This window comes from Acinetobacter sp. TR11, assembly GCF_027105035.1.
Taxonomy (GTDB): Bacteria; Pseudomonadota; Gammaproteobacteria; order Pseudomonadales; family Moraxellaceae; genus Acinetobacter.
In genome coordinates this window covers 2,313,765-2,327,080 of record NZ_CP114256.1, presented here as the reverse complement: position 1 = coordinate 2,327,080, position 13,316 = coordinate 2,313,765, and the positions used below count along the sequence as shown (strand labels likewise).

Below are 13,316 nucleotides of genomic sequence, written 5' to 3'. Positions count from 1 at the left end.
ATAGCTGAATTGTTCCTCGTTGCCTCCTTTTCTTATGAGCATACTTTTTAGAACACCACCCAAAATTTTAATTAAGATTTTTTGAAAATTATTAGTTACCACGATAAGTTGAGTATCCATAAGGACTAATCAAAAGTGGAATATGATAATGTTCAAGATTGCCATCCACAGAGAAAATGACAGGAACTTCTGGGAAAAATGAGCTTTGTTTATTCTTTTGGAACCATTCACCTGTTTTAAAAGTAACTTTGTAAATACCTTTTTGAAGGGCAGCATCTTCAGGATATAACGCTGTGATCCGACCTTGTTGATTGGTTGTACTTTGGTTAAGCTCTTTCCATTGGTTATTTTCTTGTTTTTCCAAAATAACTTTTACACCCGCTGAAGGAAGTCCATTTTCTAAGTTAAGCACATGCACACTTAAAGGGTTTTGCGCAAAGCTAAAAGATGAAAGAGAAATGGCTACGCAAGGAATCAAAACTTTTAACATCTGACCAATCCTAAAAAATAAAAAATGATTTTAATCATTTGTTCAAGATATAGGTTTAAAAAGTGTAAATGAAACTTGAGTCGAATATTCGTACGGACTTAAACAATTTATTATGATTAAGCATTTTATAAAATATTTGGCAGAAATGAATCAGCAAATAGAATTTTAAAAAATGTAGGGTTTAATCGTACGGAAGTACTCAAGCATTGGTATTTCGTATCGAAATGTCAATATCACGATATATTACATTGACTGAGAAGTAATCAACACTGATACTCTCATGTTTTATTTAAGCTAACCGGTTCCTTGGTCACAAAGCGTAAGCTTTATACCATTATTTCGTAGCGAAATGTCAATATCACAAGATATTGCGTTGACTGAGATACGTTGAGGACTGATACTCTCAGACCTTAATCAAGCAAACCGGTTTTAATGGACTGGGCCAAAAGCTCGTTCATGAAAAACTCAACCAAACACAAGGGGCTATATATGGCTGGTGGAAAGTCAAAAATCATTTATACACTGACTGATGAGGCGCCATTGTTGGCGACCTATTCGCTACTGCCGATCATTGAGACCTTTACTAAGCCAGCTGGCATAGAAATTGTCAAGAGTGACATTTCTGTTGCAGCACGTGTGCTTGCGGAATTTTCGGAATACTTAAGCGATGAGCAGAAGGTAAGCAATAACCTTGCTGAGCTTGGTCGCCTTACTCAAGATCCAGATACAAATATCATTAAACTGCCAAATATCAGTGCTTCAGTTGCTCAGTTAACAGCATGCATCAAAGAATTGCAGTCTAAAGGATATGCAATTCCTGATTATCCAGAAAATCCAACAACGGATGAAGAGAAAGAACTTAAGACGCGTTACGGTAAATGTCTTGGTTCTGCTGTAAACCCTGTATTACGTGAAGGTAACTCAGATCGTCGTGCGCCTGCTGCTGTAAAAAATTATGCGAAAAAGCATCCTCATTCAATGAGTGAGTGGAAACAGTGGTCACAAACGCACGTTTCTCATATGGAAGAAGGTGACTTCTACCATGGCGAGAAATCAATGACACTTGATCGTGCACGTAATGTGAAGATGGAGTTAATCACGAAGGGCGGTGAGACAATCGTTCTCAAGTCTAAAGTTGCGCTTCAAGATGGCGAAGTGATTGACTCGATGTTCATGAGCAAAAAAGCATTGTGTGACTTCTATGAGAAGCAACTCGATGACTGCCGTGAAGCTGGTATTTTATTTTCATTACACGTAAAAGCGACCATGATGAAAGTTTCACACCCGATCGTTTTCGGTCACTGTGTGAAAATTTACTATAAGGATGCTTTTGAAAAACACGGTAAGTTATTTGATCAGTTAGGTATTAATGTCAATAATGGTATGGCAGGTCTTTATGAAAAGATCGCAACTTTACCAACTTCACTTCGTGAAGAAATTATTGAAGATTTACATGCTTGCCAAGAACATCGCCCAGCATTAGCTATGGTTGATTCAGCGAAAGGTATTGATAACTTCCATTCTCCAAACGACGTGATTGTAGATGCATCTATGCCTGCAATGATTCGTGGTGGCGGTAAAATGTGGGGTGCCGATGGTAAACCTTACGATTGTAAAGCTGTTATGCCTGAATCAACTTTCGCCCGTATTTACCAAGAAATGATTAATTTCTGTAAGTGGAATGGTAACTTCGATCCACGTACGATGGGTACTGTACCGAACGTTGGTTTGATGGCGCAAAAAGCAGAAGAATACGGTTCACACGACAAAACTTTTGAAATTCCTGAAGCGGGTATTGCGAACATTACCGATTTAGAGACTGGTGAAGTGTTGATGTCTCAAAATGTAGAAGAAGGCGATATCTGGCGTATGTGTCAGGTGAAAGATGCACCTATTCGAGATTGGGTAAAACTTGCAGTAAGTCGTGCTCGTAACTCTGGTATGCCTGCGATTTTCTGGCTCGACCCATACCGTCCACACGAAAATGAGTTGATCAAGAAAGTTGAAAAGTATCTAGAAGAACATGATACAGAGGGTCTTGATATCCAAATCATGTCACAAGTACGTGCAATGCGTTATACGCTTGAACGTGTAGCACGTGGTTTAGACACAATCTCTGTGACTGGTAACATCTTACGTGATTATTTAACTGATCTGTTCCCGATCATGGAGTTGGGTACTTCAGCGAAAATGTTATCAATCGTTCCGTTAATGGCGGGCGGTGGTATGTATGAAACAGGTGCAGGTGGTTCAGCGCCGAAGCATGTTCAGCAGTTAGTTGAAGAAAACCACTTACGTTGGGATTCGCTTGGTGAGTTCCTTGCGCTTGCAGTTTCTTTAGAAGAGCTTGGTCTTAAAGAAGATAATGCACGTGCGAAGTTACTTGCAGAAACTCTTGATCAAGCAACGGGTAAATTGCTAGATAATGATAAGTCTCCATCACGTCGTACTGGCGAGCTAGATAACCGTGGTAGCCACTTCTACTTAGCAATGTATTGGGCTGAAGCGCTTGCTGCTCAAAACGAAGATGCTGAATTGAAAGCGAAGTTTGCGCCTCTTGCAAAAGCCTTGGTTGAAAATGAACAAAAAATTCTTACTGAATTAAGTGAAGTACAAGGTAAAGCTGCTGATATCGGTGGTTACTACGCTGTAGATCCAGTGAAAGTAAATGCAGTGATGCGTCCAAGTTCAACGCTTAATGCTACGCTTGAAACTATTTAAGTTTAGTAAAATCGGCTATCAGTCGATAAAGTGAAAAAGCCGATACGAAAGTATCGGTTTTTTTAAATTTGATTTATTTGAATTAAGTTTGATCTGAAGTTAGTATTAATTTTTAATATTATTTTCTATAAAAATATGAATGTTTATAAATATAGATATGGCTCAAAACATGATTTAGATTCTTTACAACAGAATTATTTTTATGCCCCTAATTCTTTAGAATTAAATGATCCTTACGAAGGGATATTTATTGATGAGATATTAGATGCAACTGGACTACATCATTTGTTTAAAAATGATTTCTCTCGATTTTATAAAGAAGTTAAAAATTACGGTATTTACTCCTTGAGTAAAACTGAAAAAGATGAGTTGTTATGGGCGTATTACGCTAATGCACATAAAGGTTTTTTTATTGAATATGATCAAGAAATATTATTGAAAATCGAAAGTATTAAATTGAATTGTATTGTGCAATATGATGTAGATAAGTAAGAGCTAAAAAGTAAACATGTTTGTTATTTAAATTAATAAATAAAATACAATCACTTATGGTGATTTTTTTGATTTTTTACGCATGTTTAATTGCCTAAACACACTTATACCAAAATTGAATTTTAGCTCAGTATTTCATCATAATAATATTTCTAAATTGACCAAGTTAATTCTTGGTACAAAATCAAAGAGGTGGTTGCATGAGGATGAGATAAGAATAATTATCAATCATTTTGGTAAGTTGAATATGATGCTAGAGCCGTGAAGGCAATTTATTTTGGTTTAAGAATGCCAAAAACAAAGCAAGATCTGCATGATGATAATAAGAAATTATCAGATAGTTCATCTCAGGTGAGTCAAGAACAGGTCATGGAGGCTATGAAAGGGCGTGGAATCAAATATTTCCAAATGAAGTTAAAATCAAATTCCTATGAGTTTGAATATACTGAGATTGAGGATTTGTTTAAAAATATAAATACAAGAATATTTTAGATGATGCTATGAAATTATTAAATTTTATTTAATAAAAAAGCCCACTTCCGTGGGCTTTAAAAAATCAACTTTTAACGACCATTACGGTTGCGACCACGTGGTGCTTTAGTATTTGGACGAGTTGTACCATTGGTCTTGCGACGTGGTTTCTCACTTTCATCCATTTGCCAAATACGTGTTGTACCGCCACCTGCTTTTTTCTTACCTTTAAACGGTTTTTCACCTTTTTCTTCACGTGCTTTATCTTTAGCACGAGAGAAATGCGGTTTATTATTCGTTTTTTTAGCAAAAGAGCGTCCTTCATACGGCTTATCTGCAGGAACATCTTTAAAGTCAGGATATAACAAAGGTTCAATTTCAACTTGTTCGCCAGGTTGTAAACCTAAACGAACCAAATCAATTGCACCAATTTTAGTACGAATTAAGCGTAAAGTTGGAAAGCCAACCGCCGCGGTCATACGACGTACTTGGCGATTACGACCTTCGCAAATTTGTAGCTCAATCCAACTTGTTGGGATGTTAGCGCGATAACGTACTGGTGGATCTCGTTCCCATAACCATTCTGGCGCATCTACTTTCATTGCGTTAGCAGGTAACGTCATGCCATCAGCGAGTTCAACGCCTTTACGCAATTGTTCTAATGCTTCCTCAGTTACATCACCATCAACCTGAGCAAGGTAGGTTTTAAATTTTTTATTTGCAGGATTCGTAATGTATTGATTCAGACCACCATGATCGGTAAGGAACATAAGTCCTTCTGAGTCAAGATCAAGTCTGCCTGCCAGACGTAAATCTGGATCATGAATAAAATGAGAAAGTGTAAGGTGAGCTTCATCCTCACGGAACTGTGACAAAACGTCGAAAGGTTTGTTGAATACAACTATTTTCATATGAGTATACTGCTTTGGCTATGGGCGGCATCATAACAATAAAGGTTTCTATTTAATCGGAAAATGTTGTTATTTCCCGTATAAATCTCAAAAAAACCTGTTTTGAACTAAACTGTTTCATGCAATAAAAACGAAAGTATGCCATAGAAGGCATAGTGATAATCGCTAAATACATGAGGGAGAACCTGCAAAATGGGTTATCAGAAGATCGTGGTTCCTGCTGATGGTGACAAAATCACAGTAAACGCAGACCTGTCACTGAATGTTCCAAATCATCCAATCATCCCTTTTATTGAAGGTGATGGTATTGGTGTGGATATTACACCAGCTATGAAAGCAGTAGTAGATGCTGCGGTGTTAAAAGCTTACGGTGGCAAACGTTCGATCGAATGGATGGAAGTCTATTGCGGTGAAAAAGCAGATAAAATTTATGGCACTTACATGCCTGAAGAAACCTTCGAAGCTCTACGAGAATTTATTGTTTCAATTAAAGGTCCTTTAACCACACCTGTGGGTGGTGGTATTCGTTCACTGAATGTTGCGTTGCGTCAAGAACTTGATTTATATGTTTGTGTGCGGCCAGTCCGTTGGTTTGAGGGTGTTCCTTCACCTGTTCAACATCCTGAACTCACGGATATGGTGATTTTCCGCGAAAACTCAGAAGATATTTATGCAGGGATTGAGTGGAAAGCAGATTCAGAGGAAGCTAAAAAAATTATTAAATTTCTAAAAGAAGAAATGGGCGTAACAAAAATCCGTTTTGACGAAGGCTGTGGAATTGGGATCAAACCTGTTTCTAAAGAAGGGACACAACGTTTAGTACGTAAAGCCATTCAGTTTGCGATAGATAATGATAAACCTTCTGTGACGTTGGTTCACAAAGGTAATATTATGAAATACACCGAAGGTGCATTCAAAGAGTGGGGCTATGAACTCGCAATAGAACGCTTTGGTGGTGAACTACTTGATGGTGGACCATGGGTTAAAATCAAGAACCCTAAAAATGGTAAAGACATCATTATTAAAGATGTGATTGCCGATGCATTCTTACAGCAAATCTTAATGCGTCCGGCAGATTATTCTGTTATTGCGACACTTAATTTAAATGGTGACTATATTTCTGATGCGCTGGCAGCAGAAGTAGGGGGAATTGGCATTGCACCGGGTGCCAATATTGGTGGTGCGATAGCAGTTTACGAGGCAACTCATGGAACTGCACCAAAGTATGCGGGGCAGGATAAGGTTAATCCTGGTTCAATTATTCTTTCTGCTGAAATGATGTTACGTGATATGGGGTGGGGCGAAGCTGCTGATTTGATTATCAAAGGTGTTTCTGGTGCAATTGAAGCGAAAACAGTAACGTATGACTTTGAACGATTAATGCCAAATGCAACCCTATTGCGCTGTTCGGAATTTGGTCAAGCCATTATTCAACACATGGAAGATTAAACAAAGCTGAGCTCAAGAGAAGGGTGTTTAAGTAACGCCCTTTTTTGTCGGCATTTTTTTAGTTCGATTGTATCGTTTGTTAATATCGTTCTTTCATTGTGCATTTCACATGATTTTCAACCATATAAATATGCACTGTATCGTAAATTTAGATAAATCTGTATCTATGTTTCATCGGCTAAAAGTTCAGAATAGTTGAAAAATATTTAGAGTCTCATGTCATGAAGATGTATCAAGTTGATGCTTTTACCCAAGAACTATTTAAAGGTAATCCTGCAGCAGTCATTGTGTTAGATGAGTGGTTAGATGAAAACTTAATGCAAAATATCGCATTGGAAAATAATTTATCTGAAACGGCTTTTGTCAAAAAACAAGATGAAACTAATTATGAAATTCGTTGGTTTTCACCAACAGATGAGGTTGCCTTCTGTGGACATGCGACTTTAGCCAGTGCCTTTGTTTTATTTAAAGATTTCACCACTGTAAAGACGATTCAATTTCATGTGAAAGATTTGGGCATTTTTATCGTTAGCCAAGCAGCAGACGGCAAGATTAAAATGAATTTCCCTATTCGAAAAGCTGAACTTATATCTGAATATCCTCAAGAACTTCGAGATGGTTTAACCAAGCCATTTAAAGCGGTTTATCTGAATGGTCAGGCATATATTGTTGAATATGAAACAGTCGCTGATGTATTAAACGAGCAACCTGATTTTGAAAAATTAAAGCAATTAGGCGCATTACGTACCGCAATTACTGCGTCTCAACCTGATGTGGCTATTACAGCAAGAGGTGAAGGTCAGTTTGATTGTGTATCTCGTTATTTTGCCCCTGCGATTGGTATTAATGAAGACCCTGTCACAGGTTCGATTCATACTGCGATTGCTCCATTGTGGGCTGAAAAACTTGATCAAACTCAGCTTATCGCATATCAGGCATCAGTCCGAGGTGGGGTTTTAGAGTGTGTGATTGAGTCTGAACATCGTATTGAAATTTCAGGTTATGCAAAACTGTATATGCAGGCTGAACTTGCAATCTAAGTTTTAACTCAAACGCTATAAAAACATAGAAAAAAGCTGTTTAAATGCACAGCTTTTTTCAAAACATCACTATTAAAAATGCGAATCGTTCTCTACTATATGGTTTATCGTTTTATTTAAATGACTAAAAATACTTGGATAAATTATGTTAATGCGGTTTAAGCAGCTTACACTCTCTCTTTGTTTGATTGGATTGAGTGCGACATCTTGGTCTCAGACAGTACTCGTAAAAAGTGAAAAAAATATCGAAGAATATAAATTAGATAATGGTTTCAGAGTTATTCTTGCACCAAATGATAAAGAAAATAAAGTCTATGTAAATACAGTGTATTTAACAGGCTCTCTTAACGATCCTAAAGGGAAAAGTGGTCTTGCTCATTTGCTTGAACATTTGGCATTTAAAGGCACACAAAATGTAAAAGGAGAGGAGTTTCAGCGTCGTTTGGATCAATTCACTTTAATGACCAATGCCAGTACCGATTATTACTCAACTAAATATTTAAATATTGTTCGTCCTGAAAAAAATGCACTGAATGAAATTCTATACCTTGAGTCTGAGCGTATGGATAAATTGGTGCTACAAGAAAAATTTGTACCTTCTGAAATTGAGATTGTAAAGCGGGAACGTGAAGTTCGAATGGATCAACCGTTTGCAGTATTGATGGATCAAATGTGGAAAGCAGCTTATGGCAATCAATATTTAGGTCGATTGCCGATTGGTGATTTGCCTGAATTAAAATCTATAAAAATGAATGAACTAAATCAGTTTTATAGAACATGGTATGCACCCAATAACGCTGTGATGGTGATTTCGGGTAAATTTGATAAATCAGAAGTATTAAATAAAATTGATCAATATTTTAGTCCGATTCCTGCACGTACTGTGCCTACACCTGTTCAAGTTCCAGTCTTAGATTCAAGTAAGATTGAGCAGCGAAAATTCACGGTGCAAAAGGGTAGTGATCTTGCTAAATTCCACATTTATATGAATGGAAAAAATACGCAACTACAGCCAGCATTAGCACTTGCACCAGCACTTTATACCATGCAGCCTAGTGGTACGCTGTATAAGAGCATGGTAGAAACAGGAGTGAGCACGGCTGTTCAATCGACGACATGGTTAGACCAAGATTTTAATTTGGTCTTTATGGGCGCTATTTATGCGCCGAATCATGATGCGAAAAAAGTCGATGATGCCTTGGTTGAAGGCGTCGAGAATAGCCAAGCATTTACAGATGCAGAGCTACAACGTATCAAAACCATTACTCAAAATACCGCTGATACGATTGCAAATGATGCTGTTGCTTTGGGTTCTCGCCTTAGTGATTATGCAGTGTCTTCACACGGACAATGGGATCAGTACTTCAAAGATTTACAAGCCATTCAAGATTTAAAATTAAATGATGCCAATCAAACATTAAAACAGTTTTTAGTATCATCGCATCGTATTTCGGGCGATATTCTACCTACACCTGAAGATCAAAAGAAAGCGATGACACTCAAGGCACAAGATAAACCTAAAACCTTAGATCAAAGTGCCGAAAAGCCTGAACCGTTAAAAGATGTTGCGATTTATCAACAAGAAGTCACTCAGTTTGTTGCACAGTCTGCGCAGCAACTACAGAAAAATGAGCAAAAAATCCAACGTGGTGAGTTAAAGAATGGTATTCGCTATGCTTTATTCCCAACCACAACACGTGATGATAAAACCTATGCCACCATTAGCCTAGATTTTGGTACGGAGAAATCACTGTTTGGCAAAGGGGTGACCTTAGATTTAACCAGTTATTTGATGCTGCGTGGTTCTGAAAAACATACATTACAAGAAATTACAGATAAAGCGATTGCAGCAAGTGGTGGTGCATCTATTACTTCAAATGGTAATGGTTTGACGATTGGGATTCAGGCAAAAAAAGATAAGTTTGAAGATTTCTTAAACTTTATTATTGATGTCATGAAGCAGCCTAAATTTGCACAATCAGAATTTGATTTAGCGAAAAATCAAAGCTTATCTGCATTAGATCGACCGTATACTGAACCTGCAATTGTTGCCTCAATGACCTTGGCTCGATTACTTGAAACCTATCAACCCGGTGATTTGCGTTATCACTTTGAACCAGAGTTTGCGAAGAAGCAGTTAAATGCGGCTACGCAAGCACAGGTTAAGCAATTCTATGATCAATTCTTTGTCACTAATCATGCGCAAATCGCAGTGACAGGTGATTTCGATCTGAAGAAAATGCAGAACACTTTACAAAAAGCATTTGGACAGTGGAAAACCAAACAGCCATACCAAAAAATTACATCGCCGTATGTTCAATTCAAAGCGGAAAAAGTACATGCTCTATCCGAGCAACGTGAGTTTGGTAGCTATCAAAGTATTCTGACTATTCCTGTAGGTGCTTATCATCAAGATGCTCCTGCCTTGATTCTCCTCAGTCATATTATGGGTAACTCGCAGTTATCTTCTCGTTTGGCTCAGGAATTACGTGAGAAAAATGCGCTTGTTTATGGTTTTGGGAGTGATCTTGATCTAGATTCAGACAACGAAAGTGGGTCGATTAGTATTACAGCGAATTATACAGCGGGTCGTTCTGATCAGGTATCACAATCTGTTCATAAGGTATTGACCGATTTATTGAGTAAAGGGGTAACTGAGCAGGAAGTGGAAGCGGCTAAAGCAGATATTATGAAGAAGCGCGTGACTTCGTTAGAAGATGAACGAAATATTCATAAAATGCTTACAGGACAGTTAGAGCGTAATAAAACCTTGATGGATCGTGCTGAGCGAGATCAAGCGCTTGCAAAACTGACCAAGGCAGATGTGGATGCTGTGATTAAGAAATATATCAAGCTAGATCAGTTTGTTGAGGTGATGGCTGACCAATATGGTAAAGCCCAAGACTTGAAGTAAACCACAAAAACAAAGTCACCGATGAGGTGGCTTTGTTTTTGAGATATAGTTCAATAATAGCTTGTTCTGTTGCTTTGTTATCTGCTTTATTTCCAAATAATCACATCATATCTTGAACGGAGAAGTACCATCGCTGTTTTGGCTATTTACTTTTCTTGATAAGAGCATAGAAAGTATTACGACTAACCTTGAACAATTTTTTTGCTTAATAAATTTTAATTCATAAGTATTTCTATCTAATTGATAATCATATAAAATTCTATATGTGTGCATATGAAATTCATATTTAATTTTTATCCAAAATTTAATAAGGTGTAATATTTTGAAAAAAACTATTTTTTTACCATTTTTGCTTATTCTTTGTATCAATAGCGTATTTGCAGAAGAGTTTTATGAAGACTATCATACTCCTCCAGAAGATATTGTAGATACATATAATAAGTACTGTAAATATGCATCTGAATTCAATAATTACGCTTCGGCTGTAGTTAACCCTTGTAAGTTTCCAGAGCATTTAAATATGATTATTAGTACAAAGTATTTAAATTTTTATGATGATGAAAAATTTCGTATTAAAGCTACTAAGTTATTCAAAGATATCAATGTTAAGTTAACAGAAAAAATTTTTGATAATCCTGATGAAGAAGTTACTCCTTTCGACATGTATTTTAAATCAGTTCTTGTCCTCGATATTTCAGCTAAATCAACAGATGGAAATAATAAGTATTATGTGTATTATATGCCAAAAAACAACCATATGATTATTGCCAAAAGAAATGGGTTTGATAAAAAAGGATACACAAAATTCTCTAGTTTTACAGGCGATTTAAATGATATAACATTAAAGAAATCAGTATTATATCATAATTATTTTATGGATTCTGGATTTGGCGGAAATTCAGGAAGAAGTCTTGGTTTTAATCCATATATTAAGAAAGGATTAAATTTAAATTAATATTAAGGTTATCTATGAACTTCTTGTATAAGTATAATTTTAATGATTTTAAAAATTCCTTAAAAATCATAATTTATAGCTGTCTGACTTTTGCAAGAGGTCTTGTAATTATCTTAAATGTGGAAATTAGGAACAAATGAATAAAATAATACTGTTAGTATTAACATTTTTTGCAACTAGCTCTTATGCTCAAAGTCCTATAGGATTCTGTAAAAAGATAGAGGGGCATGCTCACACAATGATGTATTTTAGAAATGGGAATGATACCCCGAGAAACAAAATAGAAAGTCAGCTATCTCAATCTGCTGCTCGACCATATTTATCAACTGAAACAAAAAAATGGTTTAACATAACGCTAAATGAGGCATATAAATCAAAATGGAGCTCTAAAAATTATAAAATTCCAACCAATGCTGCATACAATCCTAATGCTAGACCACAGGATTATGCAGCTCAGTACTTTAAAGAAGAAATTTATAATAAGTGTATAAGTGAAGCCTCTCCCGACTCTAGATATTGTAGTGATGAAGCTAATGAAGCAAGAACGAATCCTCAAATTCCAAAAAGCTATAGAGCAAGATTAAATGGTTTATGTTTATCATAAGTAAAGATATAAGTGGATGAAACTAGTATTTCATTCACTTACACCTAATCACTGCATATATAAAAACAGCTTTATCATTAGATTATCAATGATCGTGTTTGTGCGTATGAAAATCTTCATTTTTACGGAAACGTAGATAATTTTCAAACTGCTCGCAATATTCGTCAAAGTTATCTTCTAACATCATTTGGAATTGTTGCAGTAGATAAGACATGACTTGTTCTTTGGCATCACGCATTTCATTGCCATCTTTAAAATTATTTGCTGCAACCCACGTATTAAAACGAGCTGTTGCAAATAACATGGCAGCGCTGACTTGTCCGCGTAACTCTTCTGGTTTGGGTTGCTGTCCTTTTTGTGGGCGACAAAACTCATTGGCTTGTTTGATAAATTCATCTGCTCGCTCAAAAAATATCGCATTTAAAGCTTCTTCTTCTGTCACATCAGTGGCATTAATTTTTTGAGACATGATTTTTCCCAACAACAAATAAGACACAATATTATAGACAAAGCCTTGTGGAAACTAAACCTTTGGCTTAATCTAAAATAGCCTAAGTAATTAGAATAATCACTATGCAAGATGCAATTGCAATTCAAAGTCTTAAAACGGATATTGCCTTACTACGCCAACATATTCATCCACCACAATATTTAGAGCATGTCGAAGGTTTGCCGATTTATTATGGTTTAAAGGACGAGGTTGATGAATACTACCGACAATGGCAACCTTTGATTGAAAGGGCACAGCAACTCTGTCAGTCCTTTATGGAGGATGGCGTGGTGGATGCCATTCATTTACCGAGCCATCTTAATTTGCCGCTGTTTTTCTTTCATGTCGATCGTATTCGAATTAATAAAACACGGGCTAAAGAATCTAAGACTTTTCGTGGCGTGGCGGCTTTGCTCGAAAAATGTGGGCAATTTGAGACAGATCAGATTTTTGCAATGCAGGAATGGTTAGGTAGTGATGATACTGCTGCGTTGGTGGCACATCGTGAGTTTATTGATTTACGGACTTATGTTTTTCAACACGGGCAAACCGAGTATACGCGCACCCGTTTTTATATGAATGGTATGATTTTAAGTGTCGAGCCACATTTTAAATTGGTGGATGCACGGGATAAGCCGCGTAAGCAGCGTAATGATAGTTATAGTGATCCGATTGCTGATAATGGGACATGGAAGATTTTTGGGAAATATCGGTAAGATTTGATAATTTCTTATCAAGTCAATCTTTTCATCCCCCTCTTTTTCAAAGAGGGGTTAGGG

The 13,316-nt window shown here is 36.7% G+C and carries 12 protein-coding genes; 9 read left to right on the top strand and 3 right to left on the bottom strand.

Annotation, left to right across the window (positions count from 1 at the left end; translation table 11 throughout):
- Positions 1 to 91: 91 nt before the first annotated feature.
- The gene (gene uraH, locus O1450_RS11065) at positions 92 to 490 is read right to left on the bottom strand and encodes a hydroxyisourate hydrolase (protein WP_241306155.1); all 399 of its coding nucleotides are present in this window, start codon (positions 488 to 490) and stop codon (positions 92 to 94) included.
- Between the two features lie 489 nt (positions 491 to 979).
- On the opposite strand from uraH, the gene O1450_RS11060 reads away from it, so the two are divergent.
- From O1450_RS11060 to O1450_RS11050, 3 genes are all read left to right on the top strand, one after another.
- Positions 980 to 3,211: an NADP-dependent isocitrate dehydrogenase gene (locus O1450_RS11060; RefSeq protein ID WP_269228459.1), complete on the top strand. Its 2,232-nt coding sequence runs from the start codon at positions 980 to 982 to the stop codon at positions 3,209 to 3,211.
- Positions 3,212 to 3,346: 135 nt separating this feature from the next.
- Positions 3,347 to 3,703 (top strand): DUF2971 domain-containing protein, encoded by a 357-nt coding sequence (locus O1450_RS11055; RefSeq protein ID WP_269228458.1) that lies wholly within the window; start codon positions 3,347 to 3,349, stop codon positions 3,701 to 3,703.
- A 288-nt stretch (positions 3,704 to 3,991) separates the two neighbouring features.
- Positions 3,992 to 4,195 carry a hypothetical protein gene (locus tag O1450_RS11050; RefSeq protein ID WP_269228457.1) on the top strand — a complete coding sequence of 68 codons (204 nt, stop codon included), beginning with the start codon at positions 3,992 to 3,994 and terminating at the stop codon, positions 4,193 to 4,195.
- Between the two features lie 71 nt (positions 4,196 to 4,266).
- Here the strand turns inward: O1450_RS11050 and O1450_RS11045 are convergent, their stop codons facing one another.
- On the bottom strand, positions 4,267 to 5,085 hold the full coding sequence (locus tag O1450_RS11045; RefSeq protein ID WP_269228456.1) for an rRNA large subunit pseudouridine synthase E: 819 nt from the start codon (positions 5,083 to 5,085) through the stop codon (positions 4,267 to 4,269).
- Between the two features lie 192 nt (positions 5,086 to 5,277).
- Here O1450_RS11045 and icd point away from each other — a divergent pair, with 192 nt between their 5' ends.
- The 5 genes from icd (at position 5,278) to O1450_RS11020 (ending at position 12,047) form a co-directional block, all read left to right on the top strand.
- Complete coding sequence (gene icd / locus O1450_RS11040; RefSeq protein WP_269228455.1) at positions 5,278 to 6,534, top strand: NADP-dependent isocitrate dehydrogenase; 1,257 nt, start codon at positions 5,278 to 5,280, stop codon at positions 6,532 to 6,534.
- A gap of 221 nt (positions 6,535 to 6,755) precedes the next feature.
- Entirely contained in the window at positions 6,756 to 7,574 is an 819-nt protein-coding gene (locus O1450_RS11035) for a PhzF family phenazine biosynthesis protein (RefSeq protein ID WP_269228454.1), read from the top strand.
- A gap of 145 nt (positions 7,575 to 7,719) precedes the next feature.
- Positions 7,720 to 10,488 carry a M16 family metallopeptidase gene (locus O1450_RS11030; RefSeq protein ID WP_269228453.1) on the top strand — a complete coding sequence of 923 codons (2,769 nt, stop codon included), beginning with the start codon at positions 7,720 to 7,722 and terminating at the stop codon, positions 10,486 to 10,488.
- 322 nt (positions 10,489 to 10,810) lie between these two features.
- Complete coding sequence (locus O1450_RS11025; protein ID WP_269228452.1) at positions 10,811 to 11,443, top strand: hypothetical protein; 633 nt, start codon at positions 10,811 to 10,813, stop codon at positions 11,441 to 11,443.
- A gap of 136 nt (positions 11,444 to 11,579) precedes the next feature.
- Positions 11,580 to 12,047 carry a hypothetical protein gene (locus tag O1450_RS11020; protein ID WP_269228451.1) on the top strand — a complete coding sequence of 156 codons (468 nt, stop codon included), beginning with the start codon at positions 11,580 to 11,582 and terminating at the stop codon, positions 12,045 to 12,047.
- An 85-nt stretch (positions 12,048 to 12,132) separates the two neighbouring features.
- On the opposite strand, the gene O1450_RS11015 is transcribed toward O1450_RS11020, so the two are convergent.
- Entirely contained in the window at positions 12,133 to 12,516 is a 384-nt protein-coding gene (locus O1450_RS11015) for a DUF3144 domain-containing protein (protein ID WP_004663269.1), read from the bottom strand.
- Between the two features lie 104 nt (positions 12,517 to 12,620).
- Between O1450_RS11015 and O1450_RS11010 the strand changes: the two genes are divergently transcribed.
- Entirely contained in the window at positions 12,621 to 13,253 is a 633-nt protein-coding gene (locus O1450_RS11010; protein ID WP_269228450.1) for a hypothetical protein, read from the top strand.
- The last annotated feature ends 63 nt before the right edge of the window (positions 13,254 to 13,316 follow it).

Coding starts and splice junctions, on each gene's coding strand:
- O1450_RS11045 (WP_269228456.1), bottom strand. CDS start 5,085: ATGAAAATAGTTGTATTCAACAAACCTTTCGACGTTTTGTCACAGTTC.
- O1450_RS11060 (WP_269228459.1), top strand. CDS start 980: ATGGCTGGTGGAAAGTCAAAAATCATTTATACACTGACTGATGAGGCG.
- O1450_RS11020 (WP_269228451.1), top strand. CDS start 11,580: ATGAATAAAATAATACTGTTAGTATTAACATTTTTTGCAACTAGCTCT.
- O1450_RS11030 (WP_269228453.1), top strand. CDS start 7,720: ATGTTAATGCGGTTTAAGCAGCTTACACTCTCTCTTTGTTTGATTGGA.
- O1450_RS11035 (WP_269228454.1), top strand. CDS start 6,756: ATGAAGATGTATCAAGTTGATGCTTTTACCCAAGAACTATTTAAAGGT.
- icd (WP_269228455.1), top strand. CDS start 5,278: ATGGGTTATCAGAAGATCGTGGTTCCTGCTGATGGTGACAAAATCACA.
- O1450_RS11050 (WP_269228457.1), top strand. CDS start 3,992: ATGCCAAAAACAAAGCAAGATCTGCATGATGATAATAAGAAATTATCA.
- uraH (WP_241306155.1), bottom strand. CDS start 490: ATGTTAAAAGTTTTGATTCCTTGCGTAGCCATTTCTCTTTCATCTTTT.
- O1450_RS11010 (WP_269228450.1), top strand. CDS start 12,621: ATGCAAGATGCAATTGCAATTCAAAGTCTTAAAACGGATATTGCCTTA.
- O1450_RS11015 (WP_004663269.1), bottom strand. CDS start 12,516: ATGTCTCAAAAAATTAATGCCACTGATGTGACAGAAGAAGAAGCTTTA.
- O1450_RS11055 (WP_269228458.1), top strand. CDS start 3,347: ATGAATGTTTATAAATATAGATATGGCTCAAAACATGATTTAGATTCT.